The organism is Bacteroides caecimuris (genome assembly GCF_001688725.2).
GTDB lineage: Bacteria > Bacteroidota > Bacteroidia > Bacteroidales > Bacteroidaceae > Bacteroides > Bacteroides caecimuris.
In genome coordinates this window covers 3,141,272-3,156,899 of the sequence record NZ_CP015401.2, presented here as the reverse complement: position 1 = coordinate 3,156,899, position 15,628 = coordinate 3,141,272, and the positions used below count along the sequence as shown (strand labels likewise).

General features: G+C 40.9%; 19 protein-coding genes and 1 tRNA gene. 11 read left to right on the top strand and 9 right to left on the bottom strand.

Annotation, left to right across the window (positions count from 1 at the left end):
- Positions 1–17: 17 nt before the first annotated feature.
- The 9 genes from A4V03_RS13750 (at position 18) to A4V03_RS13710 (ending at position 5,922) form a co-directional block, all read left to right on the top strand.
- A complete protein-coding gene (locus A4V03_RS13750; RefSeq protein ID WP_065540430.1) occupies positions 18–701 on the top strand; it encodes an energy transducer TonB in 684 nt (227 codons plus the stop codon).
- A gap of 69 nt (positions 702–770) precedes the next feature.
- Positions 771–1,745 carry a polyprenyl synthetase family protein gene (locus tag A4V03_RS13745; protein ID WP_065539310.1) on the top strand — a complete coding sequence of 325 codons (975 nt, stop codon included), beginning with the start codon at positions 771–773 and terminating at the stop codon, positions 1,743–1,745.
- A 15-nt stretch (positions 1,746–1,760) separates the two neighbouring features.
- Positions 1,761–2,477, top strand: coding sequence for a hypothetical protein (locus A4V03_RS13740; protein WP_065539309.1), 717 nt, complete (start codon positions 1,761–1,763; stop codon positions 2,475–2,477).
- A complete protein-coding gene (locus tag A4V03_RS13735) occupies positions 2,471–3,247 on the top strand; it encodes a TatD family hydrolase (RefSeq protein ID WP_065539308.1) in 777 nt (258 codons plus the stop codon). Before A4V03_RS13740 ends, A4V03_RS13735 begins: the two co-directional genes overlap by 7 nt.
- 120 nt (positions 3,248–3,367) lie before the next feature.
- A tRNA-Ser gene (locus A4V03_RS13730) sits at positions 3,368–3,455 on the top strand.
- Between the two features lie 71 nt (positions 3,456–3,526).
- Positions 3,527–4,327, top strand: a complete 801-nt coding sequence (locus tag A4V03_RS13725; protein ID WP_065539307.1) for a MotA/TolQ/ExbB proton channel family protein — start codon at positions 3,527–3,529, stop codon at positions 4,325–4,327.
- Positions 4,328–4,333: 6 nt separating this feature from the next.
- Complete coding sequence (locus A4V03_RS13720) at positions 4,334–4,819, top strand: hypothetical protein (RefSeq protein ID WP_065539306.1); 486 nt, start codon at positions 4,334–4,336, stop codon at positions 4,817–4,819.
- Positions 4,820–4,854: 35 nt separating this feature from the next.
- On the top strand, positions 4,855–5,448 hold the full coding sequence (locus A4V03_RS13715) for an ExbD/TolR family protein (RefSeq protein WP_065539305.1): 594 nt from the start codon (positions 4,855–4,857) through the stop codon (positions 5,446–5,448).
- Positions 5,449–5,451: 3 nt separating this feature from the next.
- A complete protein-coding gene (locus A4V03_RS13710; RefSeq protein WP_065539304.1) occupies positions 5,452–5,922 on the top strand; it encodes an ExbD/TolR family protein in 471 nt (156 codons plus the stop codon).
- A 97-nt stretch (positions 5,923–6,019) separates the two neighbouring features.
- Here the strand turns inward: A4V03_RS13710 and A4V03_RS13705 are convergent, their stop codons facing one another.
- Positions 6,020–6,559 (bottom strand): GNAT family N-acetyltransferase, encoded by a 540-nt coding sequence (locus tag A4V03_RS13705; RefSeq protein ID WP_065539303.1) that lies wholly within the window; start codon positions 6,557–6,559, stop codon positions 6,020–6,022.
- 97 nt (positions 6,560–6,656) lie between these two features.
- Entirely contained in the window at positions 6,657–7,934 is a 1,278-nt protein-coding gene (locus A4V03_RS13700) for an IgA Peptidase M64 (protein WP_065539302.1), read from the bottom strand.
- 152 nt (positions 7,935–8,086) lie between these two features.
- Between A4V03_RS13700 and A4V03_RS13695 the strand changes: the two genes are divergently transcribed.
- A complete protein-coding gene (locus A4V03_RS13695) occupies positions 8,087–8,566 on the top strand; it encodes an Lrp/AsnC family transcriptional regulator (RefSeq protein WP_004315769.1) in 480 nt (159 codons plus the stop codon).
- Positions 8,567–8,612: 46 nt separating this feature from the next.
- Here A4V03_RS13695 and A4V03_RS13690 read toward each other — a convergent pair whose 3' ends face one another.
- From A4V03_RS13690 to A4V03_RS13665, 6 genes are all read right to left on the bottom strand, one after another.
- Positions 8,613–9,107 (bottom strand): dihydrofolate reductase, encoded by a 495-nt coding sequence (locus A4V03_RS13690; protein ID WP_065539301.1) that lies wholly within the window; start codon positions 9,105–9,107, stop codon positions 8,613–8,615.
- 5 nt (positions 9,108–9,112) lie between these two features.
- Positions 9,113–9,907 carry a thymidylate synthase gene (locus tag A4V03_RS13685; RefSeq protein ID WP_065539300.1) on the bottom strand — a complete coding sequence of 265 codons (795 nt, stop codon included), beginning with the start codon at positions 9,905–9,907 and terminating at the stop codon, positions 9,113–9,115.
- Between the two features lie 39 nt (positions 9,908–9,946).
- The gene (gene cls, locus A4V03_RS13680; protein ID WP_065539299.1) at positions 9,947–11,218 is read right to left on the bottom strand and encodes a cardiolipin synthase; all 1,272 of its coding nucleotides are present in this window, start codon (positions 11,216–11,218) and stop codon (positions 9,947–9,949) included.
- Positions 11,219–11,404: 186 nt separating this feature from the next.
- The gene (locus A4V03_RS13675; protein ID WP_065539298.1) at positions 11,405–11,734 is read right to left on the bottom strand and encodes a DUF5056 domain-containing protein; all 330 of its coding nucleotides are present in this window, start codon (positions 11,732–11,734) and stop codon (positions 11,405–11,407) included.
- Positions 11,715–12,266, bottom strand: coding sequence for an RNA polymerase sigma factor (locus A4V03_RS13670; protein WP_065539297.1), 552 nt, complete (start codon positions 12,264–12,266; stop codon positions 11,715–11,717). Before A4V03_RS13670 ends, A4V03_RS13675 begins: the two co-directional genes overlap by 20 nt.
- Complete coding sequence (locus A4V03_RS13665; RefSeq protein ID WP_065539296.1) at positions 12,263–13,048, bottom strand: DUF6249 domain-containing protein; 786 nt, start codon at positions 13,046–13,048, stop codon at positions 12,263–12,265. The genes A4V03_RS13670 and A4V03_RS13665 overlap by 4 nt, the downstream gene beginning before the upstream one ends.
- 108 nt (positions 13,049–13,156) lie before the next feature.
- On the opposite strand from A4V03_RS13665, the gene A4V03_RS13660 reads away from it, so the two are divergent.
- Positions 13,157–14,689: a methyltransferase RsmF C-terminal domain-like protein gene (locus A4V03_RS13660; RefSeq protein ID WP_065539295.1), complete on the top strand. Its 1,533-nt coding sequence runs from the start codon at positions 13,157–13,159 to the stop codon at positions 14,687–14,689.
- Between the two features lie 15 nt (positions 14,690–14,704).
- Here the strand turns inward: A4V03_RS13660 and A4V03_RS13655 are convergent, their stop codons facing one another.
- On the bottom strand, positions 14,705–15,532 hold the full coding sequence (locus A4V03_RS13655) for a hypothetical protein (protein ID WP_065539294.1): 828 nt from the start codon (positions 15,530–15,532) through the stop codon (positions 14,705–14,707).
- Positions 15,533–15,628: the final 96 nt, after the last annotated feature.

Sequence of the window (15,628 nt, the reverse complement as noted above, 5' to 3'; positions counted from 1 at the left end):
ATTATATTAATAAATTTATGGAAGTTAAAAAATCACCCAAAGCAGACCTGGAAGGCAAGAAGTCTACATGGTTGCTCATTGGTTACGTGGTAGTTCTATCTTTCATGTTCGTGGCGTTCGAATGGACCCAACGTGATGTGAAGATTGATACAAGCCAAGTAGTAGCTGATGTCGTGTTTGAAGAGGAAATTATTCCTATTACCGAAACCCCTGAACAAGCAGCTCCACCACCACCTGAAGCTCCAAAAGTAGCAGAATTGCTGGAGATTGTGGATGACCAAGCTGAGATTGATGAAACAACAACTATTATCAATGAAGACACCCAAGCTCCTGTAGAAGTAAAATATGTGCCTGTGCAAGTTGTTGAAGAAGAACCGGAAGAACAGACTATTTTCGAGGTTGTAGAAAATATGCCGGAATTTCAGGGAGGACAAGCCGCTTTGATGGCGTATCTGGCAAAGAATATTAAATATCCGACTATCGCACAGGAAAACGGAACTCAAGGACGTGTTATCGTACAGTTCGTTGTTAACAAGGATGGTAGTATCGTAGATGCGAAGGTTGTACGTAGCGTTGACCCGTATCTGGATAAAGAAGCCCTCCGCGTGATTAATACCATGCCGAAGTGGAAACCAGGTATGCAGCGCGGAAAACCGGTACGTGTTAAATTTACGGTTCCTGTGATGTTTAGATTGCAGTAATTTGTAAAAATATAAATTAGGAGGCTGCTTTCGGCAGCCTCTTTTTATTCATTAATTTTTTTATTCATCATGTTTACAGCTTCTCAATTACTTGATAAGATAAATAATCATATTTCTGAAATTCAGTTTACCCGGACGCCGAAAGGACTTTATGAACCGATTGAATATATCCTTTCTCTGGGTGGGAAGCGGATACGTCCTGTGTTAATGTTGATGGGATATAACTTATATCGGGAGGATATTGCGTCTATATATGGTCCCGCCACAGCAATTGAAGTTTATCACAATCACACCTTGTTACATGATGATTTGATGGATCGTTCGGATGTACGCAGGGGAAAACCTACTGTGCACAAAGTATGGAATGATAACACTGCTGTTCTTTCGGGAGATGCTATGTTGATTCTGGCATTTCGATATATGACGGCATGTCCGCAGGAATATCTGAAAGAAGTGATGGATTTATTCAGTCTGACTACACTTGAAATTTGTGAAGGGCAGCAACTGGATATGGAATTTGAGTCTCGCTGTGATGTTACAGAAAACGAATACATTGAAATGATTCGTTTGAAAACGGCAGTGTTGCTTGCTGCTAGTCTTAAAATCGGTGCGATTTTGGCAGGAGCGACTGCTGAAGATGCAGAGAATCTTTATAATTTTGGAATGCATATTGGAGTTGCATTCCAGTTGCAGGATGATTTGTTGGATGTATACGGTGATCCGAAAGTGTTCGGGAAGAAGATAGGCGGGGACATTCTTTGCAATAAAAAAACATATATGCTTATCAAAGCATTGGAGCACGCAGATGAAAAGCACCAGGAAGAATTGAATCGTTGGTTGAATGCGGAAACTTTTCAACCGGCAGAAAAAATAGAAGCGGTAACCGAAATCTATAATCAGTTGAATATCCGCAATGTCTGCGAAAACAAAATGCGTGAATATTATACGCTTGCTATGGAAAGTTTGGCAGCGGTGGCTGTTGCAGAAGACAGAAAAAAAGAATTGAAGAATCTGGTGAAATTATTAATGTATCGTGAAATGTAGTTAACTACTAAAGATATGCCTTACAGACGATTACCAAATACAGATCAAGCAAGAGTTCGGGCGTTGAAAGCAGCGGTCGAAATGGGTGAAATGTATAATGTGAGTGATTTGGCTATTACATTGAAGACGTTATTTGAGGCACGTAATTTCTTACATCGGTTCGAGGCTGCGCAGATTTATTATACACAGTGTTACAACAATCAATCGCGTGCCAGCCGTAAGCATCAGATGAATGTGAAGACCGCCCGGTTGTATATCTCTCATTTTATCCAGGTACTCAATTTGGCTGTACTTCGGGATGAAATTAAAGTGGTGCATAAAGAATTATATGGCTTACCTGCTTCAAATACAGTGCCGGACCTGTTGAGTGAAGCCGCATTGGTGGAGTGGGGGAAGAAAATAATTGAAGGCGAACAACTAAGGACAACTCAAGGTGGCATACCTATTTATAATCCGACTATTGCACGTGTAAAAGTACATTATGATATTTTTCTGGAAAGCTACGAGCGACAGAAAAACTATCAGGCATTAACCAATCGCAGTCTTGATGAACTGGCATCCATGCGTGGCCGTGCAGATGAACTGATTTTGGATATCTGGAACCAGGTAGAAGCTAAATATCAGGGTGTTACTCCCAATGATACCAGATTAGAAAAATGTCGCGACTATGGACTGATATATTATTATCGCTCCAGTGAGAAAGTAAAAGAAGAAAAAGAAATATCATGCTGATAGACACCCATTCTCACCTTTTTGTTGAAGAATTTACCGAAGACCTGCCGCAGGTGATGGAACGTGCACGAAAAGCGGGAGTTTCCTATATTTTCATGCCCAATATAGACAGTACCACCATTGATGCTATGTTGTCAGTGTGTAGGGATTATCCGGGTTTTTGCTATCCGATGATCGGACTGCACCCCACTTCCGTCAATGAATCTTATGAACAGGAATTAGCAGTTGTACACAAGTACTTGTCGACTTCTAATGAATTTGTGGCTATCGGAGAAATAGGCCTTGACCTTTATTGGGATAAGACTTTTCTGAAAGAACAAATTTTGGCTTTTGAAAAGCAAATAGAGTGGGCGCTGGAGTATAGCCTTCCGATCGTTATTCATTCAAGAGAGGCGTTTGAATATATATATAAGGTAATGGAACCCTATAAAAAGACGGCATTGACCGGCATTTTTCATAGTTTCACCGGAACATCGGAAGAAGCAGCGAAATTGTTGGAGTTTGAAGGATTTATGTTGGGCATTAACGGAGTCGTTACCTTTAAGAAATCGACTTTGCCGGAAACTCTGACAACAGTTCCTTTAGAACGCATTGTGCTCGAAACCGATTCTCCCTATTTGACTCCTGTGCCGAACCGGGGAAAGAGAAATGAGAGTGCCAATGTGAAAGACATACTTATGAAGGTGGCGGAGATTTATCAGATAACTCCAAAGCGCGTTGAAGAGGGCACTTCTGTTAATGCACTAAAAGTGTTTGGAATCCGCAAATAAGGTTCGAAAGGTTTTAAATTATATTAATTTGCAGTATTTATTCAAGATAAAAGGGGGAGAATGCTTCATGAAAAGAAAAAAAAGAATACATTTGTAGCTGAAAATCTGGAAAACTCATAAGGAGAGATGCTCGAGTGGTTGAAGAGGCACGCCTGGAAAGCGTGTATACGCCAAAAGCGTATCCGGGGTTCGAATCCCCGTCTCTCCGCAGAAATGAAAGAGAGATGAGAAGTAAATACAATAATAATCAATTAATTAATCTTAAAAATTAGACACACAATGAAAAAGTTATTTGCAATTGTTGCTGTGATTGGGGCCTTTACTTTTGGCTCAATTCAACTTGCTCAGGCTCAAGATGCTCCTGCAGCAGAACAAACTGAACAACAAGTAGCTCCTGCCGCTGAAGCTGCTACTGCTGCTGCTCCTGTTGCAGAAGAAGGTGGTATTCACAAAGAACTGAAAGTTAAATTCATCGAAGGTACTGCATCTTTCATGAGTTTGGTAGCTGTTGCTTTGGTGATCGGTTTGGCTTTCTGTATCGAACGTATCATTTATTTGAGCTTGGCTGAAATCAACACAAAGAAATTCATGGCATCTATCGAAGCAGCTTTGGAAAAAGGTGATGTTGAAGCTGCTAAAGACATTGCTCGTAACACCAGAGGTCCGGTTGCTTCTATCTACTATCAAGGTCTGATGAGAATTGATCAGGGTATTGATGTAGTTGAGAAGTCAATTGTATCTTATGGTGGTGTACAGGCTGGTTACCTTGAAAAAGGATGTTCTTGGATCACACTGTTTATTGCAATGGCTCCGTCACTCGGATTCTTGGGTACTGTAATCGGTATGGTGCAGGCATTTGATAAAATCCAGCAGGTAGGTGATATCTCTCCGACGGTTGTTGCAGGTGGTATGAAAGTTGCCTTGATTACAACTATCTTCGGTTTGATCGTAGCATTGATCCTTCAGGTATTCTACAATTACGTACTTGCTAAGATTGAAGCTCTTACAAGCGAAATGGAAGATTCTTCTATCTCTTTGCTTGACATGGTAATCAAATATAACTTGAAATACAAAAAATAATCCGAGATGAGTAAGTTAACCTATAGAATATCGTATTATGCTTTGTATGCGATGTTTGCTGTCATCCTCATTGTACTGGGCCTTTTCTACCTTGGTGGTGATGCTCAAGGTGCGGATGTTGTCGTAGGAGTTGATCCTGAAATGTGGCAACCGGCATATACCAATGCTTTGCTGATGCTTATTTACGTATTGTTTGGTTTAGCAGTAGCTGCTACACTAATTGGTGCTATATTCCAATTTGGTGCAGCTTTGAAAGATAACCCGGCAAATGCAATAAAGTCTTTACTTGGTTTGGTGCTGTTGGCTGTTGTTTTAGTTGTAGCATGGGCAATGGGTGATGGTACACCAATGCAGATTCAAGGCTATAGTGGTACAGATAATGTTCCTTTTTGGCTGAAACTGACTGATATGTTCCTTTATTCTATTTATATTCTGTTGTTTGTAACGATTGTTGCAATCATTATAAGTGGTGTAAAGAAAAAATTATCATAATCAATTGAGGATACTCGATTAAATAAGTTATTAAAATGGCAAAAGGAAAAAGAAAAGTTCCTGATATTAACTCAAGTTCTACGGCGGATATCGCTTTCTTGTTGCTGATCTTCTTCTTGATTACGACATCAATGGATACGGACCGTGGTTTGGCAAGACTTTTGCCTCCACCTCCCGAAGATGAAAAGAATGAGAATACCGATAAAATTAAAGAACGTAACATCCTACAGGTTTATCTGAATAAAGATGATGCTTTGATGTGCGGAAGTGATTATATCGGTGTTGATCAGTTGAGACAGAAAGCCAAAGAATTTATTGCTAATGTCAATAACGCTGAGGATATGCCGGAAAAGACACAGAAAAATGTCGATTTCTTTGGTACTACTCTTGTTAATGACAAGCATGTAATTTCTTTGCAGAATGACCGTGGATCTTCTTATCAGGCATATATAAGTGTGCAGAACGAATTGGTAGCTGCATACAATGAATTGAGAGATGAGTTAGCTAAGGAAAAGTTCGGAACTACTTATGGAGAATTGAGTGATGCGCAGCAGAAAGCAATTCGTGAAGTTTATCCGCAACGAATTTCTGAAGCAGAACCTAAAAAATACGGAGAAAAAAAGAGGTAAGTAATGGGAAAATTTAATAAGACTGGTAAACGTGAAATGCCGGCATTGAATACTTCTTCGCTGCCTGACCTTATCTTTACCTTGTTGTTCTTCTTTATGATTGTAACGACAATGCGTGAGGTAACATTAAAGGTGCAGTTTACACTTCCGCAAGGTACTGAACTCGAAAAACTGGAGAAGAAATCGCTGGTAACATTTATCTATGTAGGAGAACCTACACAGGAATATCGTGCAAAAATGGGTACTGAGAGTCGTATTCAGCTCAATGACAGCTATGCTGAAGTTAGTGAAGTACAAGACTTTATTTTCCAGGAGCGTGCGAGTATGAGTGAAGGTGATGCTGCTAAGATGACTGTGTCTCTTAAAGTAGATCAAAAGACAAAAATGGGTATTGTTACTGATGTAAAAAATGCCCTTAGAAAATCTTATGCTTTAAAGATTAACTATTCAGCTACTAAACGTGGTGAGAAATAATTAGTTAATTTGCTATATATAGAAAGGGCGTTCAATTTGAATTGAACGCCCTTTCTATATATATAGCACTGGAGTAATGTTTTCGAACTTACGTTAATTAATTGTCTTTTACTCCATATACTTCTTTATGTATTCTCTTTTTGATTGTTTCATAATCCTTTTCACAATCCAACTCTCCGTGTACCATTAAATACATGGGAAGAAAGTCATCTCCGGACTTGTAAGGAGGTTGACAGTAGTCTTTTTCCCATAGTGTAAAGCCTTGGCGTTGATAAAAGCTGATGCGTCGTTTGGCCATTTCCTCGGCCGGACGTTCTACCTCCAATACGATCGGGCGTTTTAAGTAATTGCATAAGTATTCCAGTGTATGTTTTCCATAACCTCCATTTCGCAGGGCAGGATTGGTTGCAAAGTGTTCAACATAGTAAAAACTGTCAAAATCCCAATAGGTAATGAAGCCGACTGGCAAGTCATCATCGAAGATGATGTTATTATAAAAGTTACCCGTACGGTCAGTGTATTCGCGCAGTTGTTCTAGCTGGCGGTACTCTTCTGGTGGAAATGCATCAATCAGGAGCTCTTCCATAAATTTGTAATGTTGCAGATCCGACGTATTGATTGGTTGAAGTCTAATCATGAGGTTTGGGTTTTAAGTTTGACAATAATATGATTGTATATTGATTTTGTTTCTAAATAGGTATTTACCTCCGCTACCATCGATGATTGTTATTCAATTAAGGAACGTAAAACTTAATCATTCGGCGGATGGCACGTTGACAAACCGGGCAAAACTCCGGGTAACTGTTTGTTTTCATACGGCAGTCGTAGGCAGGACGATAAATACCTTTGGCGGAATAGCCGCCTCCTTCATATACTCCTACCGGATATTCCTTTCTTTCAGTAATAGGAGTAGGGATCGGAGTGCCTGACGGAAGTATGTCTTTCCATTTGGAAGCAAAGTTCACCTGTGTTGAAATATTCTGTTCCCACGGTTCGATATCCAGTGGATAAGTATCCGTCATCACATCATCCTCATAAAAATACTCGTCGGCCAATCCGCCGAAGCTGTGTCCGAATTCGTGCACTACCACCGGTTTGAACATGGGGTGATGTGCCGTGGTCAGCGTATAAGAATTGTATATTCCTCCTCCGCCGTATACATCTGTGTTGGCGAGGATAATGATATGCTCGTAAGGGATACCAGCCAATGCATTGTGGATAGACTTTACCCGGCTGGTAGTCAGATAGCGATCTGAATAAAAGGTATCGAAATGAGAATGAACCGTCGTTTCTTTCCACAGATTTTCGCGGGGAACACTGACACCACTATCTGTTGAAGGACTGGCTACGGCAACAATATTAAATTTACCCTTCATGGAACGGAACGGCTCGTACGAAAACAAACTTTCGCAGGTATATTGTGCATCCTGATAGAATATATCCATTTCTTTTTCTGTATATCCCTCTGCCAGGATAGCAACATCTATACAGTCTTTTTCATTGCCACTTTGCAGCATATACCGGTGTGGAGTAACATGTGATACTCCCCGTTTATGAATCAATATGTCATTCGGACGCACGATATGTTTGTAAGTAGCCATTGTTTTCTTTCGTGGAGAATATAAAGTCACTTCTATTTCTACAGGCTGTTTGGGATAGGGAAGAAGAAAGGTATTCTCAAACCCTTTAGCTGTTTCTTTGGCTTCGTCTGTTGACAACCATTCTTGAAATAAAGAAGAGAAAGAAGTTTTGTAGATACACTGTTTGCTGGCAAGGTCTTTCATAATAATTTGTCCGTTGCCTTCCAAGGGAAGTTCGGAGAGATGATGTTGACGCCCTGCCCAGGTGGGGAGCTGTGAAAGCTCATCCAGATAGATAGCCTGTTGTGTAGCATCCCCGGTAAAGATATAATCCACTCGCAATGTTTTGTTCTGGAAATAATCAGCAAAATTCTGGGCATAACTTCCTATAGAAGTGCAGAAACACAGAATAATACAACAAATATGTTTCATATAAATGGTATATTTATGTTTTTCGCAAAGGTACGAACTATTGTTGACTTATCCGCTTTCTGCAAATAAAAGTAATAGATTCTAGTATTTGTTGTCGAAAAATCGCTAACTTTGCATAAAAGATTCATTGATAAAAACAATTTGATTCAAAAATGGGACATCATCAATTAGATGCATTAGATGAGCAAATTCTGAGACTGATTGCAGGGAATGCGCGTATTCCTTTTTTGGAAGTGGCAAGAGCATGTAATGTTTCCGGTGCTGCGATTCATCAGCGTATTCAGAAGCTTACTAATCTAGGAATATTAAAAGGTTCGGAGTATGTTATCGACCCCGAGAAAATCGGATATGAGACTTGCGCTTATATTGGTATATATCTAAAAGACCCCGAATCCTTTGACTCGGTAACAAAAGCTTTAGAGGCTATCCCCGAAGTGGTGGAATGTCATTTCACTACCGGAAAATATGATATGTTTATTAAAATTTACGCGAAGAATAACCACCACTTATTGAGTATTATTCACGATAAGTTGCAACCATTGGGCTTGGCGCGTACCGAAACATTAATCTCCTTCCATGAAGCCATTAAGCGGCAGATGCCGATTATGGTCGACATAGAAGATGAAGATTAATCATTGGTCAGTATTCGTGGTTGGATCACAGTAAGAAACAATTTCCTTACTTTCTTACGTAATCAACGAAAGCATAAGAGCAGAGATGTTTCTCATCCGCAGGAAGGGCTTCTCTGCTTTTTTCCTGCCATACCTTTGAAGATACTTCCGGAAAATAAGCATCAGCTTTGGGAGCCGTACAGTCTATTTCTGTCAGGCAAAGCTCGTCAGCAAAGGGCAGAGCTTGCTGATAAATGCTTGCCCCTCCTATAATATAAATATGTTCATCCTTCTGGCAACTTCTCAAAGCCGCTTCGAGTGAAGGAAACACTTCCGCACCGCGACATACCGTGTCCGGATTGGAAGATAAAACGATATTTCTGCGATTAGGCAATGCGCCTTTCGGTAATGACTCGAAAGTTTTGCGTCCCATAAGTATGGTGTTTCCGGTAGTTAATGCTTTGAAACGTTTCAAATCATTCGGTAACCAGAAAAGAAGCTTATTCTCGAAGCCTATAGCCATGCGGCGGTCTACGGCAGCAATGATGGATACTTTACTCATATTTTTTACACAGCTACTACTCCTGCAATATGCGGATGCGGATCATAGTTTACTAATTCGAAGTCCTCAAATTTAAAATCGAAGATGTTTTTCACATCCGGATTGATTTTCATTTGCGGCAATGGATGAGGCTCTCGTGATAATTGGAGCTTCACTTGTTCCAGATGGTTCAGGTAGATATGAGCATCACCAAAAGTATGAACGAAGTCACCAGCTTTCAAACCTGTCACTTGTGCCATCATTTGCAGCAATAATGCGTATGAAGCAATGTTGAAGGGAACACCGAGAAATATATCGGCACTGCGTTGATACAGTTGCAGGCTCAATCGCCCGTCTGCTACGTAAAACTGAAAGAATGCATGACAGGGAGGTAGATTCATATTGTTCAAATCTGCTACGTTCCAGGCACTGACGATGATACGGCGTGAATCCGGATTGTGTTTGAGTGTCTCCACAACTTCGCTGATCTGGTCGATGAAGCCACCGTTGTAATCAGGCCATGAACGCCATTGATAACCGTAGACATGACCCAAATCACCGTTCTCGTCTGCCCATTCGTTCCAAATACGTACTCCGTGTTCCTGTAGGTATTTCACGTTTGTATCTCCTTTCAAAAACCAAAGCAATTCGTATATGATTGATTTCAGATGCAGTTTTTTGGTTGTCAGACACGGGAAACCGTCATTAAGGTTAAAACGCATTTGATGACCGAAGATACTGATCGTTCCGGTTCCGGTACGATCACCTTTCTCCGTGCCTTCGGTAAGTACACGATTGAGTAAATCCAGGTATTGTTTCATAATGAATAATTTGCAGTGAAAATGATTCTCCGTACAAAATTACAAAAATGGAGTGAATAAATTAGCAAACCAGCCGACGAACTTCTTCCAGGGAGAACGCTTTTTCCAAAACTCCGGTGTCAGCTGCGTGCAATGCTCGATATCGTTTCGGAACATATTATTCAATTCATCCGTTATTCTTTTATCAAAAATAAAGGCATTTGTTTCGTAGTCATATCGTAGGCTGCGGCTGTTCAGGTTGGCTGTACCGACTGTGCAGAACAAGTCGTCCACCATCATGATTTTCGAGTGATGGAATCCCCCGTTGTACATGTAGACAGTAGCTCCCCTTTTCATTAGTTTATGTAATTTATAAAGTGCGGCATCCGGGGTAAAAGGGATATCGGAAGCAGAGGAAACCATGATGGTTACATCTACTCCCCGGTCGATTGTCCGGTTCAATGCCTTTTTGATGGAAGAGGTCGGTACAAAATAAGGATTGACGATATGAACATTCTTTTGTGCCGAATAAATGCTCATGGCATAGGCATGACTCAACATACGGCTATTCTTTTTCGGGGTACGGTCTACAATTGCTACAACAATATTCGTGCTGTCTGTCTGTCCCTCATGTTGGGGGAAATAAGCTTCTCCTCCTATGTTCTGTTTAGTCTCTTTGTTCCAGATCGTCAGGAAAATTTCCTGCAAATCATTGACAGCATCCCCTTCGATACGCATGTGCATATCACGCCAGGTTCCGATTTTGGGTAGTCCGTTGATATAATAATCGGCGATATTCATTCCGCCTGTATATGCCACTTTTCCGTCGATAACAGCAATTTTGCGATGGTCGCGGTGGGCGGCATGATTGATATAAGGGAAGGTGAACGGGTCAAACTTAACAATTTCGATTCCCTGTTCACTTATCTTTTTGAGGTGTTTCTTTTTAAGAGGTTTGTTGTTCGACCAATTTCCGAAAGCGTCAAACATAGCTCTTACTTCAACGCCTTCTTTCACTTTTTCGGCCAATAAAGAGAATAAAGCATTGGCAATGGAATCATTTCGGAAGTTGAAATATTCCAGATGAACATGGTGCTTGGCTTCCCGGATGGCTTCAAATAAATCGATAAACTTCTCCCGTCCGCTTTTTAGCAGTTTGACTTTATTATTATCAGATATAGGGATTCCCGACTCTTCCAAGAAATGCAGTACTAAGGAATCGCTTGTTAGTCCGATTGAGTCTCTGGGCTGCGTCATCAGACTGTCGATGACATCTGCCTGAACATGTAATAAAGGCAGGAATAGAAATAAAATAAATATACGTAGTTTCAAAACTCTTCTCTCTATTTTAGTTTACAGAGCAACAAATATACAACATCTATGTTTGGGCTTACTTGGAGTAAAGGGTAGATTTATTATTGTTTAACACTAAAAGAGAGGGATAAAGAGTTCTTTGACTCATAAATATAAAAATCCGGGAAACTTATGCTTTGGACTTTTAATCTGTATTTATTTTGTTTATGCCATAGAAGCAACCTTTCGTGTAGCCATAAATAATAATACGGCAGCTGCGATAATAATTGACTTTGGGTCAAGGCTGGTAGTGCCATGATTAATCATGCCGATAAATACTTCTCTTATTGTTCCCCAAGCTGCTTCCAATCCGCCTAACCATACAAAAAGTACGGCCGCAACAGTCATTACAAAGGCACTCCAGATACGAGCCAGGTAGTTGCTACGACCGGGTAAATGGTGCATAACACGGCGACTGAATCCGTTGTCTGCTATTTCCTGCTTGTTTTCTGCGAAGAAATCGCGCAAGAGCTTATCATTGTCTATTTCTGTCATAACCGTTTTGTTTTAAATACGTTGCTAATTTTTCTTTTCCACGTGACAGGTGGCTTTTCACCGTTCCTGACGGTATTCCTACAATACCTGCTATTTTGTCGATACTAATGTCCTCCATATAGAACAACATAATGCAGGTTCTTTCCACTTCCTTAAGCATTTTGAGTGACTGATAAACATCCATTTTCTGTCCTACATTCTCTTGTTCGGTACTGTTGATGGCGTCTATTTCTTTTGTATCCAAGTCGGCTGTCTCTTTCCGGCTGCGAATATAATCATAAAAAACATTATAAGCAATGCGGTACAGCCACGTAGAGAAACTTGACAAGTTTCGGAAAGAGGCAATGTTCGTATATGCTTTGATAAATGTATCTTGTGCAAGGTCGTCACTCAATTCGCTGTCGCCGCAAGTCAGGTTCAGGAAGAATCGCCGAATGGGCGACTGGTACTTCCCCACCAACTGGTCGAAGGCCTTGGTGTTCTTGAACACCACGACCTGTGCGACTAACGATATATCATTGAGTTGGCTCATTTATTCTCGTCGTTCTTTTCTTCGTTTACTCCATTATCTTTCTCTTCGGGTGCGAAAGGGATCATTTCGAAGCTATCATTTTTGACGTTATCCTGATTCTTTTTTTCATCTTTATGGCTAGTATGCATCTGAGGAGCATTTGTATCTTGAGCCTGTTGTTTACTACCGATGATCCATTGTCCGATCCCCATAAATGTAACGAGTAAGCCGATCGTTCCAATTCCGAATTCACCGGTGATTGCCCAAAGGAAGATGAAAAGACCGATACCTGTAAAGGTGTTCTTGATACCTTGTGAACGTGAGTCAACCGTTTTGTTTTCACGAATAAATTCTACTGGCAATGGCTGACCTGCAGCGAGTGCCTGTTCGGCAAGACGATAGCGTGCTTTCCGGTTTATATAACGGAAGAAGAAGATTACAAACAGAATGAATACCGGAAATCCGAAAACGGCAATGACTGATATGATTGCTACGAGAGTTCCTCCGTTGATACCAAAGCCGTGGAATGGGAAATCGTCGTCATCCGATTCGAATGTAAAACTGGCCTTACCATGACCAGCATTAACATTACTTGAATTTGTATCTACTTCTGTGGAATCTATATCCGCTGTATCTACACCGATGACTGTGACAGCAGTATTATTTGTTTTTGCTTTATTGTCTTTGGTCACAGTTATTTTTACTTTTCCGACAGAATCGCGGACAACAGTAGTTTGGTTTTGGGCAATAGCCAGTGTGCAAGTGGTCAGTACAACCATCAATGCTAATAGAAAATTTTTCATATCAATAGTTTTTTAATTTATTTCTTTGTCTGTTAGACGTAGTTAATATCATAGAAAGTTGCAAAGAGACGAAATATTTTTGATATTTGCGGAAATTAATAACGAAAAATGGAATTACCTGCTTCTTTTATAGATTATACCCGTGCCCTGCTGGGCGATGAAGAATACGACAAATTAGCTGTTGCCATCCAACAAGAACCGCCTGTCAGCATCCGGTTGAATAATGGAAAATTAAAAATTGAAAATGGAAAATGCAGAATTGTACCGCAAGCAGGCTGCATTACTGATTTTCAACTTTCAGCTTTCAACTTTGAATTTAATCAAGTCCCTTGGTCTTCTGAAGGGTTTTATCTGGATGAACGTCTCACTTTCACGTTTGATCCATTGTTTCATGCAGGCTGTTATTATGTTCAGGAAGCTTCTTCTATGTTTGTGGAGCAGGTGCTCCGGCAGTATGTCACTGGACCGGTGAAGATGCTGGATCTTTGTGCGGCTCCCGGTGGAAAGTCTACTCATGCCCGTAGTGTGCTCCCCGAAGGAAGCTTGCTGGTGGCTAATGAAGTCATCCGGAATCGTTCGCAGATTCTTGCGGAGAATTTAACGAAGTGGGGACATCCGGATGTGGTAGTAACCAATAATGATCCGGCAGATTTTGCGGCTTTACCGTCTTTCTTTGATGTGATTCTTACAGATGTTCCCTGTTCCGGTGAAGGAATGTTCCGTAAAGACCCTGTCGCTGTAGAAGAGTGGAGTCCCGAGAATGTAGAAATCTGTTGGCAGCGGCAGCGGCGGATTATTGGAGATATTTGGGACACGTTGAAGCCTGGGGGAATTCTTATATATAGTACGTGTACATTTAATACAAAAGAGGACGAAGAGAATGCACGTTGGATTCAACAAGAGTATGGAGCCGAACCGTTAACTGTGCAGGTACAGGAAAACTGGAATATAACAGGAGATCTTTTACCTGATAATTGTGAGGGTTCTAAATCTTCTATTCCTGTCTATCATTTTTTCCCTCATAAGACGAAAGGCGAAGGCTTTTTCCTGGCAGCTTTTCGGAAGCCGGAGACAGGAGACGAGATTCCGGTAGTTTCTTTCTCGAAGGAGAAGACTTCTAAAAAGAAAGATAAGAAAGGAGGAGCAGCATCTTCTCCTGTTTCGAAAGAACAGTTGAATATTGCAAAAAGCTGGTTGAACGATGAGAATTCGGACAAGTATATATTGTCGGCAGAAGGAACAAGTATCCGGGCTTTTTCAAAGCATTATGCTGATGAATTAATGGCGATGAAACAATGCCTGAAAATCGTATCGGCAGGAGTGGAGATAGGAGAAGTGAAAGGAAAGGATTTGATACCTGACCATGCATTGGCGATGTGTAGTTCACTTTTATGCCGGGAAGCTTTCGCTACGGAAGAAATAAGTTATAAACAGGCTATCACTTATTTACGAAAAGAGGCCATTACCTTGCCGGTAACAGCCCCTCGTGGATATGTTTTGCTTACGTACCGGCATATTCCTCTCGGATTTGTGAAGAACATCGGTAATCGTGCCAATAATCTCTATCCGCAAGAATGGCGTATCCGTAGCGGATACTTGCCGGAAAATATACGCATATTAGCAGAAAGTACAGTTGATTAAAGAAGACCCTGCTGATTAAGGCAGTATTCCGGCAGGTATTTCCTGTTCGGAAAGGGTAAAACTAATTTGTTTGCCTGTGCCTGGTTCACCTCCAGCGATTTCTTCCAGCGTGTAGGAAGGAGGTGGTGCAGGTGATGTCCGCGTTTCTCCGATGGGTGGAGTATTCCAATTCAGATTCAAGCTTTTATCCAAGCGGTGAAATACGTATGCGTTTCCCCACAAGATGAATTTATGATTGGAAATAGGTGTTGCCGCATCTTCCGAAAAGGTGAGAGTCAGTATAGTTTTCTCATTATTTCCTTCTTCTTTTTCCAGTTTATAACTTCCTCGAGTTATTAGGGTAAGTCCGGATGAAAAAGCAGTTTGTTCTCCCTGTTTGAAAAAATAAGCATCCCGTGCGTGATTGTTGATTAGAAAAATGTCGGAAATGCCGGGCAGGAGATTCGCGTCTCCGTTGGGTAAGTTAGACAAGTGGCTGCGGAGCAACTTTATATCTTCGTAATTGTCGACAACCTTGATTGGCAGGGTGCAGGTTTCTTGTGTGGCGTTGTCCGTTACTGTCAGATAAGTTTGCCCGGTGAGAATACCGGTAACATAAATCATACGTCCGGCAGGTACTCCGCTCCAGCCGGTTTCGGTTCCTGCGCTTGCGATGCGTGTGTCTTTAACTTCAAGTGAGTAATCACCATTTCCGCTTTCCAGTCCAAGGTAACGTCTGCCACCCATGGGTACTTCATATTCACTGTTGTAAAAACGGAGTGGATTTTCTTCATCCTCTTTACACCCGCTGAATAGTGTAAGGATGCAACATAACATGAATAGATAGAATTGTTTCGTTCTCATAATCTGTATTTTATGTTCGTTGCAAATGTAGCATATTATTTTGAAATATTTAGTTGGAACTTAAAGAAAATGAGAAAGGAGAGGGGAGATATATTT